This is a genomic window from Desulfofustis glycolicus DSM 9705 (genome assembly GCF_900130015.1).
GTDB classification, from domain to species: Bacteria; Desulfobacterota; Desulfobulbia; order Desulfobulbales; family Desulfocapsaceae; genus Desulfofustis; species Desulfofustis glycolicus.
The window spans coordinates 25,775-43,314 of sequence record NZ_FQXS01000011.1; the positions used below are offsets into that span (position 1 = coordinate 25,775).

15 protein-coding genes and 1 pseudogene are annotated in these 17,540 nt (G+C 56.0%); 2 read left to right on the forward strand and 14 right to left on the reverse strand.

Translation table 11 applies throughout. The features are described 5' to 3' along the window. Positions 1-14 precede the first annotated feature (14 nt). From BUC26_RS10430 to tatC, 3 genes and pseudogenes are all read right to left on the reverse strand, one after another. Positions 15-1,025, reverse strand: coding sequence for an NAD-dependent epimerase (locus tag BUC26_RS10430; RefSeq protein WP_073375830.1), 1,011 nt, complete (start codon positions 1,023-1,025; stop codon positions 15-17). Between the two features lie 84 nt (positions 1,026-1,109). Next, positions 1,110-2,381: a class II fructose-bisphosphate aldolase gene (locus BUC26_RS10435; RefSeq protein ID WP_073375832.1), complete on the reverse strand. Its 1,272-nt coding sequence runs from the start codon at positions 2,379-2,381 to the stop codon at positions 1,110-1,112. Positions 2,382-2,753: 372 nt separating this feature from the next. Next, positions 2,754-3,517: pseudogene (gene tatC, locus BUC26_RS10440) on the reverse strand (twin-arginine translocase subunit TatC). A gap of 633 nt (positions 3,518-4,150) precedes the next feature. On the opposite strand from tatC, the gene BUC26_RS10450 reads away from it, so the two are divergent. Continuing rightward, positions 4,151-5,527 carry a sigma-54-dependent transcriptional regulator gene (locus tag BUC26_RS10450; protein ID WP_073375834.1) on the forward strand — a complete coding sequence of 459 codons (1,377 nt, stop codon included), beginning with the start codon at positions 4,151-4,153 and terminating at the stop codon, positions 5,525-5,527. 30 nt (positions 5,528-5,557) lie between these two features. Continuing rightward, positions 5,558-7,288, forward strand: coding sequence for a two-component system sensor histidine kinase NtrB (locus BUC26_RS10455; RefSeq protein WP_073375835.1), 1,731 nt, complete (start codon positions 5,558-5,560; stop codon positions 7,286-7,288). Here the strand turns inward: BUC26_RS10455 and murA are convergent, their stop codons facing one another. The 11 genes from murA to BUC26_RS10510 all read right to left on the reverse strand — a co-directional run bounded on the left by murA (position 7,289) and on the right by BUC26_RS10510 (position 17,486). Next, positions 7,289-8,563, reverse strand: a complete 1,275-nt coding sequence (gene murA / locus BUC26_RS10460) for a UDP-N-acetylglucosamine 1-carboxyvinyltransferase (protein WP_073375837.1) — start codon at positions 8,561-8,563, stop codon at positions 7,289-7,291. It lies immediately after the preceding gene. A 14-nt stretch (positions 8,564-8,577) separates the two neighbouring features. After that, entirely contained in the window at positions 8,578-9,471 is an 894-nt protein-coding gene (gene prmC, locus BUC26_RS10465; RefSeq protein ID WP_084540593.1) for a peptide chain release factor N(5)-glutamine methyltransferase, read from the reverse strand. A gap of 14 nt (positions 9,472-9,485) precedes the next feature. Beyond that, entirely contained in the window at positions 9,486-10,556 is a 1,071-nt protein-coding gene (gene prfA / locus BUC26_RS10470) for a peptide chain release factor 1 (protein ID WP_073375838.1), read from the reverse strand. Positions 10,557-10,669: 113 nt separating this feature from the next. After that, positions 10,670-10,891: a 50S ribosomal protein L31 gene (rpmE, locus tag BUC26_RS10475; protein WP_073375839.1), complete on the reverse strand. Its 222-nt coding sequence runs from the start codon at positions 10,889-10,891 to the stop codon at positions 10,670-10,672. Positions 10,892-11,025: 134 nt separating this feature from the next. Further along, positions 11,026-12,276, reverse strand: a complete 1,251-nt coding sequence (gene rho / locus BUC26_RS10480) for a transcription termination factor Rho (RefSeq protein WP_073375840.1) — start codon at positions 12,274-12,276, stop codon at positions 11,026-11,028. Positions 12,277-12,637: 361 nt separating this feature from the next. Then, positions 12,638-13,303: a dephospho-CoA kinase gene (gene coaE, locus BUC26_RS10485; RefSeq protein WP_073375842.1), complete on the reverse strand. Its 666-nt coding sequence runs from the start codon at positions 13,301-13,303 to the stop codon at positions 12,638-12,640. Continuing rightward, complete coding sequence (locus BUC26_RS10490) at positions 13,297-14,250, reverse strand: RluA family pseudouridine synthase (RefSeq protein ID WP_084540594.1); 954 nt, start codon at positions 14,248-14,250, stop codon at positions 13,297-13,299. Before BUC26_RS10490 ends, coaE begins: the two co-directional genes overlap by 7 nt. A 55-nt stretch (positions 14,251-14,305) precedes the next feature. Then, positions 14,306-14,785 carry a CarD family transcriptional regulator gene (locus tag BUC26_RS10495; protein ID WP_279626285.1) on the reverse strand — a complete coding sequence of 160 codons (480 nt, stop codon included), beginning with the start codon at positions 14,783-14,785 and terminating at the stop codon, positions 14,306-14,308. A 309-nt stretch (positions 14,786-15,094) separates the two neighbouring features. Next, positions 15,095-15,691, reverse strand: a complete 597-nt coding sequence (gene pth / locus BUC26_RS10500) for an aminoacyl-tRNA hydrolase (RefSeq protein WP_073375844.1) — start codon at positions 15,689-15,691, stop codon at positions 15,095-15,097. Between the two features lie 126 nt (positions 15,692-15,817). Then, a complete protein-coding gene (locus tag BUC26_RS10505) occupies positions 15,818-16,372 on the reverse strand; it encodes a 50S ribosomal protein L25 (RefSeq protein ID WP_073375846.1) in 555 nt (184 codons plus the stop codon). Positions 16,373-16,559: 187 nt separating this feature from the next. Then, positions 16,560-17,486, reverse strand: a complete 927-nt coding sequence (locus tag BUC26_RS10510) for a ribose-phosphate pyrophosphokinase (RefSeq protein ID WP_244155834.1) — start codon at positions 17,484-17,486, stop codon at positions 16,560-16,562. Positions 17,487-17,540 lie beyond the last annotated feature (54 nt).

A 17,540-nucleotide genomic window follows, 5' to 3' on the forward strand; every position in this document is an offset into this window, starting at 1 on the left:
TGACCCCGCTTTTCTTACACCCGAAAATACTCCCGATACCACTGCACGAATTTCTCGATCCCGTACTCCAGCGATGTGGCTGGACGGTAGTCGAAATCGCGGACCAGATCGTCGACGTCGGCAAACGTGGCCGGTACATCCCCGGGCTGCATCGGCAGCAGGTTCTTTTCCGCCTTCCTGCCAAGGCAGTCTTCCAGCACCTCGATATAACGCAGCAGTTTTTCCTTGTTGTTGTTACCGATATTGTATACCCGATACGGACAATAGGAGGTGGCCGGATCGGGACTGTCGCCGGACCACTCGGGATCAGCCGACGGCACCGAGGCGATAACCCGGACAACGCCTTCGACGATATCGTCGACATAGGTAAAATCGCGTTCCATATTGCCGTAATTGAAGACATCGATCGGCTCGCCGGCGAGAATCGCCTTGGTAAAGAGAAACAACGCCATGTCCGGGCGACCCCACGGCCCGTAAACGGTGAAGAAGCGCAGTCCGGTGGTCGGCAGGTTGTAGAGATGGCTGTAGGTGTGGGCCATCAATTCATTGGCCTTCTTCGAGGCGGCGTAGAGAGAGACCGGATGATCGACATTGTCGTGCACCGAAAACGGCATCCGCGTATGGGCTCCGTACACCGATGACGACGACGCATAAACGAAATGCTTGACCCCGCCGTGCCGGCAGCCTTCGAGGATATTGACGAACCCGACCAGGTTGGTGTCGACGTAGGAATGCGGGTTGATCAGGGAGTAGCGCACCCCGGCCTGAGCGGCCAGGTTGACGACGACATCGAAGCGATAGCGCTCGAATAATTGCTGCATGCCCGGCCGATCGGCAATGTCGAGATCTTCGTGGACGAACAACTCGCCCTCGGCCAGGGCGGCCATTCTGTCGCGCTTGAGCTGCGGATCATAGTAATCGTTGAGGTTATCCAGACCGACGACCCGAATACCGGCTCCCGTCAGTCGCTGCGTAAGATGGGCGCCGATGAAGCCGGCCGCTCCGGTAACAAGGATTGTTTTCATAAGTCCGACGGTTTGAGGTGATAGAGAAAATCCCCTGACGGATCTCGCCAGGGGATGATGAGCGGGTGTATTCTCGAGGATCGATCAGTCGTCGAAATCGCCCTGCGGTCCTTTGTCGCTGTCGAGCAATTGGGCCTTCTCAACAATCTTCTCGTGCGTCCAGTCGGCCGGATCTTCAAGGCGCTCGGCGGTCGTGCCGATATCATACGAACCGGCGTCGGCGAGGAGTTCCATGGCCAGCGGTGCGGTATCGCCGGCATTGAACACCGACACCAGCATCTGGTAAACGAACTCCTCGACCCGCTTGCTCATCCGGTCGCGGATCTCCCGAGGCTGGGCCAACAACCAGTTGTCGATGGGCAGGTTGAGTTTCTTGAAATTACCGCCCCGCCAGCCGTTTTTCTCAGCCAGCGCCACCATCTTATCCCAGACCTCGGCGGTAACCCCGGCATCGGCCACCTTACGGAAGCTGCCGTCTTCGTTCATCAGGGCATTGCCGTAATCGTTCACTTCGACCCCCCAGGACACCATCTGCAACGCGGTGGCCACATTAGCCTTGGTAGTGTTGGTCTGTGACGCTATGGCCCGTAGCCGCTCCGAGCTGTTGCCCGAGGTTCCATGCTGCGCCCCGGCAACACCGTAGGGTTTGAGATGCTCGTGAATCCGGGCCGTCAAATCCACCTGGATGCCTTCACCGCTGGCCTCGATCCCATGTGCCGAGCCATTGTTCAGCGCGATCCAGTTCGGAAAGATGTCGTGCGCATTGAGCCCCTTGATCAGGAAGCCGGCATCCTCGACGGTCGACAACCCTTCGGCACCCTTGATCTCGCCTACTTCGGTCTCAAGCCCGGCCCAGGATGGAACGAACGGATTGAGTTCGAGATTGGCAAGCAGGTTGCGATCGTCCGGCATGTGCGAGGCATCGATGGCAATCGAGGTGATGCCCGCATCGAACAGGGTCGGGATCTCGATCTTGGCAGCGGCGACATCTTCAGGTGATTTGAGACCGTAGTGATCGGCATGGACCGCAACGGGGATGGTAATACCAAGCTCGTTACAGGCGGCATCGACCAGCCGGGCAAGATTCCAGAAATTGACCGGACAATAGGTCGATTCCGATTTGGCGATCTCAATAATCAAAGCGGCGTTGGCCCGCTGAGCGGCCTGCAGCGCTCCCCTGATTACCAGGTAGTTTCTGCCGTTGGCGGCCATCGTCATCGCCTTGCCCTTACGACGGAGCGCCTGGTCAATCACCTTACCGCTGACCAGAAGCGCCCGCGAATGCGGAAACAATTTCTTGATCGTCGGCGGGCGGCCGACAGCAAGTGCCTTGTCAAACAGCGTCTGCGCAGTCATGACTCCCTCCCGTTGATAATTCGTAAGGGAACGTTGAAAAATTGTCATTTCGCCCAATCTTATCGTTACGCAATCAAATTTTATCCTCGGAATATCATGTATATGCCTGCGGTAAAATTTTCTTGCGCGCCTCGATCTTGAACGAAATCCCGATTTTTTCAAGCTCCCCATAAACCACCGGTGTTAAACGCGTCAGCTAGTATCGGCAGCGACCCGTGTCCTGTGGACCGCTCCTGAACCGCGCGCTTTTGGCCCGACCACAGATCTGCGGCAACGGGCACCACCGGCTTTCAATGTGTCGATCGATGTTCTTTCTCCCATCTCCTTTTATAATGCACCCGACCGGACAAATCCAGCCGTTGCCTCGACGCTTTATTGCTTTTTGGCAAATCCTCCGAAGGTTTCCCGGCCGAATAACCAGACCGCTACAACGCTGATTTCGTAAAGGACCAGCAGCGGGCCGGCCATCATCAGCTGGTTGACCACGTCCGGCGTTGGCGTCAGTACCGCGGCAATGACGAAATTGATCAGAATGGCATATTTCCGGTGACGATTGAGGAAGGATACAGAAACAAGCCCGGCTTTGGCGAGGAAAACCATTAAAACCGGCATTTCGAAGATCACCCCGAAAGCGATGAGCAGGCGAATGGCCAGCGAGAAATATTCTCCGACCGCCGGCATCGAGGCGAGAAATTCGGTGTTGTATCCGACCAGAAAACGAAAAGCCGGCGGAAAGACGAGAAAGTACCCGAATGCGGCACCGGAGAGAAAGAATACGGTGGAAATAACTGTAAACGGCAGGATCGCCCGTTTCTCATGACTGTACAGTCCTGGCGCCACAAAGCGCCAGATCTGATAAAAAATAACCGGGCTTGCCAGCAGCAGGCCGCACACCAGGGCGAGCTTTAGGTAAAAAAAAACCCTTCCTGGTACGAAATGAAGATCAGGCTCGACCCCTCCGGCAGCACCTCGACCAGTGGCTTGAAAAACCAGGTTCCGATCGGTCGGATGACCAAATAGGAAATACAAAAACCGACAAACACTGCGATCAGGGAGTAAATGAGGCAGCTGCGCAACTCCCGAAGGTGCTCGGTCAACGGCTGGTCTTGAAAGGGCTCCACCTGATTGCTCGTCATCGTCTACCGGACTCCTCGTCGTAAAGAAGTGAAAACGACCGCTTCCGTGCGGCCACGAGCCCTCAATACCATCTGATCACATTTTTTGCAATGACTCGCCCCGCTTCTGCACACACTTTCTGCACCCTCCCCATGACTGACAACGGGACAGGTTAACGTCAGTTCCCCGGGCTGGCCGGTTCTGTCGGAGACTGCATCGTGAAGGCCCGGCAGGACGGAGAATGAGGCCCGAAGGGCGGCGGACAGGACGTCCGCCGCCGGCGGCCAGGCCATGGATGCCCTGTCTGCCGGCCTCGGAGGCCAGCCGAACAGGCCGCAGCGCAGCAGCCGGAGGCAGGGCCGGCCAGCCCTACCAACCGCGACTATTGAAAATGAGCGGGGGGCAGGAGGTGGCAGGAGTTACCGGAATACAGAAGTTTCCGGAGGACAGGTTAAAACCTGTCCCGCCGTTGGTTTTGACCTGTCCCGCCGTTGGTTGAGACTCGTCGCGCCGTTGGTTGAGACGTGCCCCCGATGGTTGAGATTTACCGACAGGGAGAAGAATATCGTAGCATTATAGCACCCGGTGATGCTAAAAAGATGGAGAAGACCGGATACTTCCCACCATCAATCACTGTTACTGAGCCGATCATCATGGGAACCATACTCGTCGTCGACGATGAACAGAGCATGCGTGATTTCCTCAAAATCTTCCTGAGCAAGGAGGGGTACCGGGTGCTGACCGCCGAAAACGGCGAGCAGGCGCTGGCCCGGATAGAGGAAAACCCAGTTGATCTGGTCATCACCGATATCCGCATGCCCGGAATGAGCGGCCTGGAACTTCTCGAGACAATCAGAGAAACCGCCACCGACCTGCCGGTCATCATGATCACCGCCTTCGCCTCGCCCAACGATGCGGTGCAGGCCATGAAAAACGGTGCCTTCGATTATATCAGCAAACCGTTCAACGTCGATGAGATCAAAACGGTCATCGCCTCGGCGACCCGACGAACCGACCCGGTCGCCCGGCAGGACCAGGCCGAGCAGCTCTTTCCGAACATTATCGGCAAGAGCAGAGAAATGCTGAAGATTTTCGATATGATCAAGCGTATCGCCCCAACACCGGCCAACGTGCTCATCTACGGAGAATCGGGCACCGGCAAGGAACTGGTGGCCCAGGCCATCCATGCCAAGAGCAAGGCCAGCGCCTCGCCGTTCGTGCCGATCACCTGCAGCGCCATTCCCGAAGAACTGATGGAGAGCGAGTTGTTCGGCCATATCAAGGGCTCGTTCACCGGAGCCATCGCCGACAAACCGGGACTCTTCCAGGAGGCCCACAACGGCACCGCTTTCCTCGATGAGATCGGCGAGTTGACTCCGATCATCCAGACCAAACTACTCAGGGTATTGCAGGAACGGGAGATCAAACCGGTCGGCGGCACCAGGATCATTCCGATCACGGTGCGGATTATCGCCGCCACCAACCGGATTCTCGAAGAAGAAATCATGGCCGGACGATTCCGGGAAGACCTCTTTTATCGCCTGGCCGTGGTGCCGATCAGGGTCCCGTCCCTGCGTGAACGCAAAAGCGACATCCCATTACTGGTCGATCATTTCCTGGCAAAATACTCCCGGCTCCTCGGTAAAGAGATTCGCGAGGTGTCCTCCTATGCGCTGCAGGTGTTGATGAACTACGATTTTCCGGGCAATGTGCGGGAACTGGAAAACATCATTGAACGGGGCGTCGCGCTGGAGTCTTCCAACATCATCTTGCCGGAAAACCTGTCTTTGACCGGATCGCTGCGTCTGCAGAAAACCGCCGAGCAACCGCCCGATAAGACCTTTCAGGCGGTGGCAGACGAAGAGGAGTTATATCGCCGTGGGCTCGACGACGTTATTGCCGACCTGGAAAAACGGCTGATCAGCCATGCCCTGACGCAGTCAGGGAACTCGAAGACCAAAGCGGCTGAACTGCTCCGCGTCAGTTTCCGTTCCCTACGCTACAAAACCAAGAAATATCAATTGGACTGATCCGGCAGGCAACCACGCAGCCAACGTTCAATGAAACTCTTCTCTCAATTCAACCTCGGCCGGGGAGGCGACTCCTTCGGCGATCTGATGAAGCAGCAATTGCTCTGGCTCCTGCTGCTGCGCGTGGTGCTCTATACCCTGCTGCTGCTGATCAGTCTGCTGCTGACGGACGAGCGTTTCGACGTTATCACCATGCCGCCGAGCCTGCTGATCCTGTTCACACTCGGCATCTATCTGATCACTGTCGCAACCGCGTTTCTGCTCATCCACACCTACGGCGAATTTCGCCGGTTCGGCTTCATCCAGACAATCCTGGACGCACTGTTCGCCTCCTTGCTCGTCTATCTCACCGGTGCCTCCCAATCGATCTTTTCTTCGGTCTATTTTTTCCCGATCATCGCCGGCGGACTACTGGTACCAATCAAGGGCGGCTTGATCGGTGCCGCTGCATCAACCCTGCTCTACGGGGTGGTCCTCGCTCTCGAGTATTTCGGTATTGTCCCCGATTACCTGGAATATTTTGGACTCCTCGAGTCTCACAACCTGTTTGCCAGCATCAACCATTTTGCCACCAAAGGACTCTCATTCTTCCTGGCCGGCGTGATCAGCGCGCTGTTCGGAACCCGGCTCAAATCAACCACCGACGCATTGACCAGCACCCGCTACGATTTTACCCGGTTGACCCTGCTCTACAAAGAAGTCTTCGATAATATTTCCACCGGTATCATCACCTTCGACGGCACCGGCACCGTCACCTCGGCCAATACCGCCGCTGCCGGCATTTCCGGAATAAACACCGCCGACATGGTCGGCAGAAAACTAGCCGCCATCTTCCCGACAATCGACTTGGAAAGCCAGTCCAGTCGCAATGTCTGTGATTTCCAGTGCCCCAACGGCCAGACTATCCGTCTCGGTTATGCCTGCTCCGGAATCCAGCCTCCGGAACCGGCCCGGCAAACAAACGAGGCGTCGGAACAGCAGACCTACATCTTGACACTGAAGGACATCGGGGAAATCGAACGGTTGGAGGCCCAGATGCGCCAGGCTGAGAAACTTGCCGCCATCGGCATGATGAGTGCAAGCATCGCCCACGATTTTCGCAATCCGCTGGCCGCCATCTCCGGATCAGCGCAGGTGCTCGCCCATGAATTCGCATCGCGTGAGGACGATCGCCGGGAAAATTACGAACTGACCAGAATCATTTTGCGTGAATCGGATCGGTTGATCAAGACCATCGCCGATTTTCTCAAATTTGCCCGTCCGGACACGGTCGATCGCGACTGGTTTCTGCTCCGCCCCTGTATCGAAGATATCCTCCAGGTTTGCAAGGCGGACCCGAAATGGCCGAAAACCGCCCGCATCGACGTGCAGGTCGATGCGCATTTTCGCGTCTGGGCCGACGAAAAACAATTGTTCACCGTCCTCAGCCACCTGATCAATAATGCCATGGCCTTCTGTCCGAAGCAGCGGGAGCATCTGGAAATCACGGCTCAGCAATTACGCATCGCCGATCGGGGCGACATGAGTTCCATCACCGTTTTTGACAACGGCCCCGGTATCAAAGCAGACGAGACGAAAAAGATTTTCGAACCGTTTTTCACGACTCGGGCCGACGGCACCGGACTCGGCCTGGCCATTGTCAAACAAACCGTCGAAGCACACAACGGGTTTATCGTGGTAAGCGATTCACCGCTCGGCGGTGCCGGTTTCTCGATCTTTTTATCCCTGTCTTCACTGGACGACACACCGTTGTCGTCCTGATCACGCCTTCTCTTTCCAGACGCTGGCCCCAAGCCCGCTCAGTTTCGCGACCAGATTCTCATAGCCCCGTTCAAGGTGGTAAATTCGGGCTATTTCAGTGCGGTTGGCGGCGGCAAGTCCGGCGATTACCAGTGAAGACGAAGCCCGCAGATCGGTGGCCATGACCGGGGCGCCGCTGAGGCCGTTCGGACCGCGGCCGGTAACCACCGCGTTGTTGCCTTCGGTCCTGATATCGGCGCCCATCCGCCGCAATTCAGCCACATGCATGAAACGGTTTTCGAAAATCGTTTCCCGTATCACGCACATACCATTGCTCAACGTCATCAGCGCCATGAATTGCGCCTGCAAATCCGTCGGATATCCGGGATAGGGCATGGTCTTGATATCGACCCCTTTCAGGCGATTCCGGTCCCGCGGCTCCAAGCAAAGCGTTACGGATCGCTCGCCGACGGTAACGCGGGCTCCGGACTCCGCAAGCTTGTCGAGCAGGGCGGGCAGATGCTCCGGTCGACAATCTCTCACCGTTACTTCACCGCCGGCGGCCGCTCCGGCGATCAAGTAGGTACCGGCCTCGATGCGATCGGGAATGATTTCGATCTCCGCCGGCTGCAATTGATCGACACCGCGAATGGTCAGCTGACTGCTGCCCTTCCCGTCGATCTCGGCCCCCATACCAACGAGCATGTCGATCAGGTTGCCGATCTCCGGCTCCCGGGCCGCGTTCCTGAGAATGGTCGTTCCTTCGGCCAATACCGCCGCCATCAGAATATTTTCGGTGCCGGTCACCGACGGGATGTCGAAATATACGGTCGTCCCCTGCAACCGTCCGTCGATTAAGGCCTCAACATAGCCATGTTCGAGATGGCAGGTAACGCCGAACCGTTCAAAACCGTTGATATGAAAGTTGATCGGCCGCTCACCGATGGCACAGCCACCGGGCAGCGAAACCTTTGCTCGCCCCAGCCGTCCGAGCAGTGGTCCGAGCACCAGTACCGAAGCCCGCATGGTCTTGACCAGATCATAGGAAACCTCCGTGTAGGCAATCGAGCTGCTATCGATAAACAGTGTGCCACCGTCCCGCCGCCAGGTGGCTCCAAGTTCGTCGAGCAGCGACAAAATGGTCCTGGTATCACGGAGATCCGGAACGTTTCTGAGCACATGGACGCCGGGAGCGAGCAATGTTGCAGCTATCAACGGCAATGCGGCATTTTTGGCGCCGCTGATGACGACCTCTCCCTCGAGCGGCCGCCCTCCTTCGACAATCATTTTTTCCATGGCACTATCGTTATTCAGGCTGCGCGAATATGAACGACACGATCCCGACCGGCATAATCCTTGAGGATCTCGACAAAGCGATAACCGGTGGTTGATCGTGCCCGGGAAAACAACGTCCTGATCGCATTTCCCTGTTCTTCGCCTATTTCTATAAAGCAGTCACCGCCGGGTGCAAGCAGGTCCGGCAGGGCCGACGCAATCGCGGTGATCACCTCCATGCCGGAAGCACCGCCGTCAAGGGCGAGACGCGGCTCGAACCGTGCCACCTCAGGCTCGAGTCGATGGTCCACGTCGTCCCGACGGATATACGGAGGATTGGTAACGATCAGGGAAAACATCCGTTGTTGCCGCAGGCATGTCACCAGATCTCCCTGGACCAAAGCAACCCGATCAAGAACCCCATGTCGCCGGCAATTGACGCGGGCCACGGCCAATGCCACAGCGGAAATATCGACGGCGATGACCTCCCGCAAGGCCTCGCGGGCCAGAACAACACCAATCACCCCGGAACCGCAGCAGAGATCGAGCCATCGCCCAGACTGGCAGGTGAAGTTTCTGCGAGCCAATGCCATCTCAAGCAAAAATTCGGTTTCCGGTCGCGGAATCAGAACGGCCGGCGTAACGACAAACGGCAACGACCAGAACTCTTTCTCACCGGTGATATAGGCGAGCGGTTCCCGGTTCAACCGGCGCCGAAGCAGCGCCGAGAAAAGGCGGTGCCGTTGATCATCGACTGTTTCCCGAGTTGCCAGGTACAACTCGGTCCGGCCGATACCGAGACAAAAACCGAGCAGCAATTCAGCCTCAAGCCGTGCCTCGTCAATGCCGGCTGCCGCCAACGCGGCTGCCGCCTGCTGCAGGTGCTCTGCGACAGTCGAACACGCCACACCGTCGCCACGCCCACTCATCGTCCTTAGCCAGTTCAGCTCAACGCTTTCAAACGCTGGGCCTGATCGTAGGAAACCAACGGCTCGATGACCTCATCGAGCTTGCCGTTCATAATCGATTCGAGTTTGTAGAGCGTCAGGTTAATACGATGATCGGTCAATCGCCCCTGCGGAAAATTGTACGTGCGGATGCGTTCGCTGCGATCGCCGCTGCCGACCTGACTTTTCCGGCTCTGTGACATCTTGTCGTGCTGTTCTTGCTCAAGACGGTCGAGCAAGCGGGCCCGCAGCACGGTCAGGGCCTTGGCCTTATTCTTGTGCTGTGATTTTTCATCCTGGCAGGTCACAACCAGGCCGGTCGGCAGGTGGGTAACCCGCACCGCCGAGTCGGTGGTATTGACGCTCTGGCCTCCGGGGCCGGATGACCGGTAAACATCAAACTTCAATTCATTGGGATCGATATCCAGCTCGACTTCGTCGGCCTCGGGCAGGATGGCGACGGTCACGGCCGAGGTGTGAATCCGACCTTGGGTCTCCGTTTCCGGTACCCGCTGGACCCGATGGACGCCACTTTCGAATTTGAGTCGGGAATAGACGTTATCCCCGCTGATCAAGGCAATGATCTCTTTAAAGCCGCCGATACCGAGCGGGTTGGAAGACATGACTTCGACGTGCCACCCCATCGTCTCGGCGTAACGGCTATACATGCGAAACAGGTCGGCCACGAACAGGGCCGCTTCATCGCCGCCGGTGCCGGCGCGAATCTCGAGAAAGGTATTTTTCTCGTCGTTGGGGTCCTTCGGCAGCAGGAGGAGCTTGATCGCCTGCTCCAACCGTTTTTCTTCGGCCTGCAACTCTTCAATCTCCGTACGGGCAAGATCGCGCAGTTCATCATCTTCAGAATCGTCCTGGATAATCAAACGATTACCGGCAATCTGCCGCTGCACCTTTTCATAAGCGGCGTAGAGACCGGCCAATCGACTCAGCTGGGAATGCTCCTTGACGATCCGCCGGTACTCTTGCTGATTGTGTACCAGTGCCGGGTCGGCGAGACGTCCTTCGAGTTCGGCGAGTTTGTCGGTGATGTCGTGCAGAGATTCAAGCATGAACGCATCCGAACACTACGTAAAATAAATAAAAAAGTCCACAGCGACGATGATCATCACTGCGGACTCCCAATCGCCGGCACGAGCGTTCTGCCGTGCCGGTTTGCATATAGCTAGGCGTTGTTTTTCGTTTCGTAATGCTTGGCGTAGCGGCGACGGAACTTCTCGATCCGGCCGGCGGTATCGATCAGTTTCTGCTTGCCGGTAAAAAACGGATGGCAAGCGGAACAAATTTCAACCTTGAGTTCCGGCAGGATGGAGCCGATCTCGAAGCTGTTGCCGCAGGCACACGTGGCAGTGATGGTATGGTATTTCGGGTGGATATCCTTTTTCATGGTGGCCTCAGCCCTCCCAAAGCGTTGTCAAATAGTCATCAGGTACAACTTATACAATCAAAGAGAGTAATTTTACTCCATCGAGAAAAAAGTACAAGCGAAAAATACTCGAATTGCCTGGCACGGACGGAGCGTCAACTGTTCATCGAATCAAGGAAATCGCGATTTGTTTTCTGAGCCCGCAATTTGTCGAGCAGGAACTCCATGCCGTCGGCAGGGTTCATGGCCGAGAGGAGCTTTCGCAAGATCCAGACACGATTGAGCACATCCTCTTTAAGGAGCAGATCTTCCTTCCGTGTGCCGGAGCGTTTGATATCAATAGCCGGGAAAATACGTTTATCGGCCATCTTCCGATCGAGAATGAGTTCCATATTGCCGGTTCCCTTGAACTCTTCGAAGATGACCTCGTCCATTTTCGAACCCGTTTCAACCAGGGCCGTGGCTATGATGCTCAGGCTGCCGCCTTCTTCGATATTACGAGCGGCACCGAAAAATCGTTTCGGCCGGTGCAGGGCGTTTGCTTCGACACCGCCGGAAAGGATCTTGCCGCTGGCGGGGGTCACCGTATTGTAGGCTCGTGCGAGCCTGGTAATACTATCGAGCAGGATGACTACATCTTTTTTGTGCTCAACCAGTCGTTTTGCCTTTTCAATAACCATCTCGGCAACCTGGATGTGTCGCTGCGGCGGTTCGTCAAAGGTGGAGCTGACCACCTCGGCGGCCTTGACGCTCCTCTGCATCTCGGTGACCTCTTCCGGTCGCTCGTCGATAAGCAGCACTATCAGGTAGACTTCCTTGTGGTTGCGGACAATCGAATTGGCAATCTTCTGCATCAGAACCGTTTTACCGGTACGCGGCGGAGCAACGATCAGTCCGCGCTGACCTTTGCCGATCGGAGCGAACAGGTCCATCACCCGCATAGAAAAATTGTCAGGCTGCCACTCCAGGTCGAATTTCTCCTCCGGGTGGAGTGGCGTCAAATTACCAAACAAAGTCTTCTGTTTGGCAGCTTCAGGGGGATCGAAGTTGACGCTTTCGACTTTGAGCAGCGCGAAATAGCGTTCACTCTCCTTCGGCGCTCTGACCATCCCCTCGATCACATCCCCCGTCCTCAGGTTGAGGCGCCGGATCTGCGACGGCGACACATAAATGTCGTCGGGACCGGGCAGATAATTGTAATCGGGAGCACGGAGAAACCCGAAACCATCCGGCAGAATCTCAAGAACACCATTGCCGCGCAGCTTTCCTTCCTTGTCGGCCTGAGCCTGAAGGATGGCGAAGATCAGTTCCTGTTTTCGAAGAGAACTGTAGCCTTCTACATTCAGCTCACGGGCATGCTGCACCAATTCTTCGATCTTCTGCAGTTTGAGTTCCGCCAGGTTCATCACTGTTGGTCTCTCCTTCTTCTTAATGACAGGGAATTGTTATGATGGCTCGGATGCTTCCGAGTGGATACGGTCGCACCGGGAAAGACCGGGCCGCTGGATAGGCCCCACCGGCCGGCCGACACGCACTTATTCATGCGGGACTATCCCGCACGGGTTTACACTTAAAACAGATGTCGGTAATTAATCGTTTTAATCGGTCGTCAAGAGTTGGCTGGCAAGGCGATTTGCAGGAGCAAATGTATTGTTTTTAAATGCCTTCTATCAATATATACCCGGTTCACACGGGCGCCACGTTCTTTGGAAACTATGTATCAGATTTTCAATAGATTATTTCAGGCGGGAGTCCGTTTTGATCGTTTCATCCCTTATACGTACTCTTGCCGGGGGTGTCAAGTCTTTTAGAGCTCGTATTGCGATTTTGCGGTATCCTGAAACGAGATCGCAAAAAGTCGGCCAGTCTCGCCACCTGAGCCGTCAGCGCAGCACGATCTCCATCGTTGATAATCAGCCAGTCGGCTTGACTCCGCTTCTGCTCGGCAGGCAGCTGCGCCGCCATGATACGCTCGATCTGATCGGCGGGCACTGCATCTCTGGCTGTAACGCGTTTGAAAACCAGCTCTCGCGGCGCATCGACACAGACGATGAAATCAAAGTCATCGTGCCAGCCACTCTCGAACAATAGCGGCACTTCAGCGACGACGCAGCGATAGCGGCCGGCAGCACGACCGGCGTTGAGCAGTTCCCGGCGCACGAGTGGATGTAAAATCGCCTCCAACTCCCGGCGCGCTGCCTCGTCGGCAAAAATCGCTCGCCGCAACCGGGCGCGATCGATCGGGCCTTCCGGCCGTTCAAGAAAGGCCGCTCCGAAATGCTCAACGAAGAGGCGATAACCGGGATGTCCGACAACGAGTTGATCGCGGCATAATTGATCGGCGCTAAATACCGGCGCCTCCAGCTCGCTGCCGAGCAGTGTGGCCACCGAACTCTTGCCGGTACCGATGGTACCGGTGATGCCGATCAGCATGAACCGTCCTCCACCAGCGCCAGCGCAGCGGTGAAATCGGCCGGTAACGGAGCCTCGAACACGAGATTTTCACCGCTTACCGGGTGAGCAAAACAAAGTCTCCAGGCGTGCAGCATCTGGCGAGGAAAACGCTCATTTTTCCGATTGCTGCCGTACAGTCGGTCGCCGACAACAGGATGGCCGATGGCGGCGAGATGCACGCGGATCTGGTGGGTGCGGCCTGTTTCAATGGTTACTTCCAACAAACTGATTTGGTGAAAGACCTGGCGCACCCGCCATCTACTTATTGCGGATCGACCGTTGGCAGGACAAACCGCCATTTTCTGCCGGTGCACGGGATGCCGGCCTATCGGCGCCTCGACCGTTCCCTGGCTATCTCCGGGAACCCCATGCACCAACGCCAGATAGGTCTTGTCAACGCGACGCTCCTTGAAGGCGCTAACGAGCTGTCGATGAACAGCAGCGGTCCGGGCGACGACGAGCACGCCGGAGGTATCTTTGTCCAATCGATGAACGATCCCCGGACGCGCGGCATCACCGACTCCGGCCAGTGCCCGGAACCGATACAGCAGACCGTTGATCAGGGTGCCGTCGCGATTACCACTGCCGGGATGGACGACCAATCCCGGCGGCTTGGCCACCACCAGGAGTGCATCGTCTTCGTGCAACACGGTAAAGTCCACGGGTTGGGCACGAGGCGCAACGGTTTCCGCCGCTTCCGCGGCAAGATGCCCGGCGATTACATCGCCGCCCTTCAACCGATGCCCTGCTTTGACGGCAGTCCCGTTGAGCACGATCGATCCGGCTTTGACGGCAGCGATGATCCGGGCTCGCGAAGAGGCGGGCAACATGCGTACCAGAAAATGATCAAGGCGAGTCCCGTGATAACCATCGGGAACCGTAAATGAAACCGGTGCGGAATCGGTGTGCGCTATAGGCTGTGCCATGAATGTGGACGAGCCAGGACGGATGACGACAAGCGGAAAGGGTGGAACAACTCGTTCAGGTAAAGATGTTTTCTATCTTTCTGCAAATTTTATCTTCTTCCACATCCTGGGCAATGGATAATTCCTTGACCAGTAAGCCCTTGGCGGTATCGAGCATTTTCCGTTCACCGTAGGAGAGATCCTTGTCGGCACTGAGAAGAAACAGGTCACGCAGGACGGCGGCAACCTCGAAAATCGAGCCCGTCTTGATCTTCTCCATATATTCACGGTAACGGCGATTCCAGGTCTGGGAATCGATTTCGATCGCCCGGTCTTTCAGGATGTCAATAACTTCCAACGCTTCCTGCTTGTTGACGATTGATCGCAGACCAACATGCTCACTGCTCGCCGTAGGGATCATGATCCTCATTGAATTCCCAAGGATTTCGAGCACATAAAAGGTCTGGTTGGTACCTGCTACTTTCTGGCTTTCAATCGCTCTGATAACCCCGACACCATGGGCGGGATAGACTGCCATATCACCTTCTGCAAACACCGCAATCCCCCTGGACAGATGAATAGTAAACAACGAAAACGGCCCGTGCAGGCCGGCACCTTCGTGAGCGTATCTGGTTCATGTGGCAATCACGGGTGGACGGATCAAAGCTGCTGATCCACTCCAATGTTGGAAATGAGTAAAGCGCTCAGACAGAACTGGACTATACCACGATTTTTTGAAAATAGCCTGTTTTTTTGGCGTGCCGCGCCCGAAGGCGCGCACAGAGAGCCTCGTGATAGCGGTAACCGGCCGAAATCACCTTGCCTCTGACAAGCGGGATGGGGGTGGTGAGAAATGCAGAATTGCTCACTTGATACGGTTCAGCATTGTTCGTGCCTGAGCCAAATCGCCACCGAGCAAGGGGTCGAGTCCCGCTTCGATCTGGCCGAATCGTTCTGCCATCAGCTCAAGTTCTTCGGTGGAAAAACGGGAAAGCACATAGGCGTCGACCGGCATCTCCGGGTGCACCGTAGCAGTTCCGGGCCGGCCGATACCGATTTTCAGCCGGACAAAATCACCGCAACCGAGATGCTGGACAATCGACTTGATGCCGTTATGCCCGCCGCTACCGCCTCCTGTAACCACTTTGACCCGGCCCGGGGCCATGTCGATATCGTCATGAACAACAATCAGTCGTGCCGGTTCGATGGAGTAAAACCGTGCAAAAGCGGCGACTGAGCGGCCGCTCAGGTTCATAAAGGTCTGAGGTTTTACGAGAAATACCCGGCGCTGTCCGATGCTGCAGCGGAGCAGCTGGGCCTCCCACTTTGTTGTCTGAAAAGCACCATTGACCCGATCGGCGAGAAAGTCGACGAAGAGAAAGCCGACATTGTGTCTGGTCAACCGATAATTCGGGCCTGGATTGCCCAGACCGATAATCGCGGAAGTCTCTTCGGCCATCATCCGTGTCCGACTGGTGGGTAAACCGGCGGTAAAACATCCTGTGTCGAAATAAAAACATCCGAAAAGGACGAGTCCTTTTCGGATGTTTTTATTGGCGGGTGAACCTGGCTTGCCGGTCGTTTACGCTCAAGGGGCAACGATTGAGATACAGACGTCATCCGGATCACTGACCAGGGTAACGCTCTCAGGAACGGCCAATTGCCCGGCAGTAATTTTGTCGCCGATGGCCAGCGGCCGCACATTGACCTCGCAATCGTCGGGAATATCGAGCGGCAGGCCTTTGAGCTGAATGGCGGTGTTTTCAATCGTCTGGATGCCGCCGAACTCGACTCCTTTAGCCTTACCGGTAAAACGGAGCGGTACGGAAAAAACCGCCGGCTTATCGAGGTCGATTTCCTGAAAATCCGCATGGAACAGAAAATCACGCACCGGATCGGACTGGAGTTCTTTGACGATGACATTACGCTCCGAACCGTCGTCGATCTTCAGGGTCAACACCGCATTGCGTCCCTGCAGGTCAACAAGTTCCTGAAACAGCTCTTTTGTTTCAAACTGCAGAGGCATGGCCTCTTTGCCGTGGCCATAAGCGATTGCCGGCGTCCGACCGGCTGCACGCAGCCGTCGCATCGGCCCTTTGCCGAACGAGTCTCTGAGCGCTGCCGTTAATTCCTTCCTGATCATCCTGTCCTCCTTCGTCCGGATTTCGTTTCCTCATGCAGAAGAAGCGGTACCGTCGTTGTTTTCAAACGTTGTTTTTCTCAGACGGTATATCGTCTATCGTCGTTGTAGCATGAATCAAAATATCCCGAACCTGCCGCAGCTGAAATCAGCCCAGCGGGAACGGGTATCAACTCCGCAGATGCGGCGGTTAGACAAATAATGAACTGACCGAATCTTCATTGTGGATTCGGTGAATGGCCTCGGCAAGCAACGCCGATACCGACAATACTTTTATTTTTTCACAGGCTCGGGCCGCATCGCGCAAGGGGATGGTGTTAGTCACCACCAGCGACTTGATTCCCGACCCGGTGATACGCTCGATAGCCGGACCTGATAGGACCGGGTGGGTACAACAGGCATGAACTTCTCTTGCCCCGTGCTCGAGCAAGGTCTGCGCGCCGTTGCACAAGGTGCCCGCGGTATCGACCATATCATCGAGCATAATGGCTATCTTGTCCTCTACATCGCCAATAACGTGCATGGCCTCACTCTGGTTCGGTCGATCACGCCGCTTATCGATGATTGCCAGTCCGCAATTGAGCCGCTTGGCGAACGCCCTGGTCCGTTCGACACCACCGGCATCAGGAGAAACCATGATGATATTTTCGAAATTCTCTTTGATATACTTGATCAGTACCGGAGCCGCATACAGGTGATCCACCGGAATATTGAAAAAACCCTGGATCTGTCCGGCATGAAGATCCATGCACAGCACCCGGCGAACCCCGACGGCCATCAGCATCTCGGCGACGACCTTGGCCGAAATGGGGACCCGCGGCGCCACCTTCCGATCCTGCCGTGCATACCCGTAATACGGCAACACTGCGGTAATCCTTCTGGCCGAAGCACGCCGCAACGCATCTGCCATGATCACCAGTTCCATCAGGTGATCGTTGACCGGTGTACAGGTGGGCTGAACGATAAAGGCGTCGGTTCCGCGAACGTTCTCCTTGATCTCGACGAAAATTTCCCCATCGCTGAATTTCCGGACTTCCGCATCGGAAACCGTCATCTCGAGGTGTTTGGCAATTTCTTGTGCCATCAAGAAATTGGCATTGCCGGAGAAAATTTTCATAACATTACCACCCATATCACTAATCCTGTAATCTCGTTGATATCGTCGAGCACT

Bases quoted from the DNA above. Each gene is read 5' to 3' on its own strand.
- rho (WP_073375840.1), bottom strand. From the start codon at position 12,276: ATGAACCTGGCGGAACTCAAACTGCAGAAGATCGAAGAATTGGTGCAG.
- BUC26_RS10450 (WP_073375834.1), top strand. From the start codon at position 4,151: ATGGGAACCATACTCGTCGTCGACGATGAACAGAGCATGCGTGATTTC.
- rpmE (WP_073375839.1), bottom strand. From the start codon at position 10,891: ATGAAAAAGGATATCCACCCGAAATACCATACCATCACTGCCACGTGT.
- prfA (WP_073375838.1), bottom strand. From the start codon at position 10,556: ATGCTTGAATCTCTGCACGACATCACCGACAAACTCGCCGAACTCGAA.
- BUC26_RS10455 (WP_073375835.1), top strand. From the start codon at position 5,558: ATGAAACTCTTCTCTCAATTCAACCTCGGCCGGGGAGGCGACTCCTTC.
- BUC26_RS10430 (WP_073375830.1), bottom strand. From the start codon at position 1,025: ATGAAAACAATCCTTGTTACCGGAGCGGCCGGCTTCATCGGCGCCCAT.
- murA (WP_073375837.1), bottom strand. From the start codon at position 8,563: ATGGAAAAAATGATTGTCGAAGGAGGGCGGCCGCTCGAGGGAGAGGTC.
- pth (WP_073375844.1), bottom strand. From the start codon at position 15,691: ATGATGGCCGAAGAGACTTCCGCGATTATCGGTCTGGGCAATCCAGGC.
- BUC26_RS10435 (WP_073375832.1), bottom strand. From the start codon at position 2,381: ATGACTGCGCAGACGCTGTTTGACAAGGCACTTGCTGTCGGCCGCCCG.
- BUC26_RS10505 (WP_073375846.1), bottom strand. From the start codon at position 16,372: ATGATCAGGAAGGAATTAACGGCAGCGCTCAGAGACTCGTTCGGCAAA.
- prmC (WP_084540593.1), bottom strand. From the start codon at position 9,471: ATGAGTGGGCGTGGCGACGGTGTGGCGTGTTCGACTGTCGCAGAGCAC.
- coaE (WP_073375842.1), bottom strand. From the start codon at position 13,303: ATGCTGATCGGCATCACCGGTACCATCGGTACCGGCAAGAGTTCGGTG.
- BUC26_RS10510 (WP_244155834.1), bottom strand. From the start codon at position 17,486: ATGAAAATTTTCTCCGGCAATGCCAATTTCTTGATGGCACAAGAAATT.
- BUC26_RS10490 (WP_084540594.1), bottom strand. From the start codon at position 14,250: ATGGCACAGCCTATAGCGCACACCGATTCCGCACCGGTTTCATTTACG.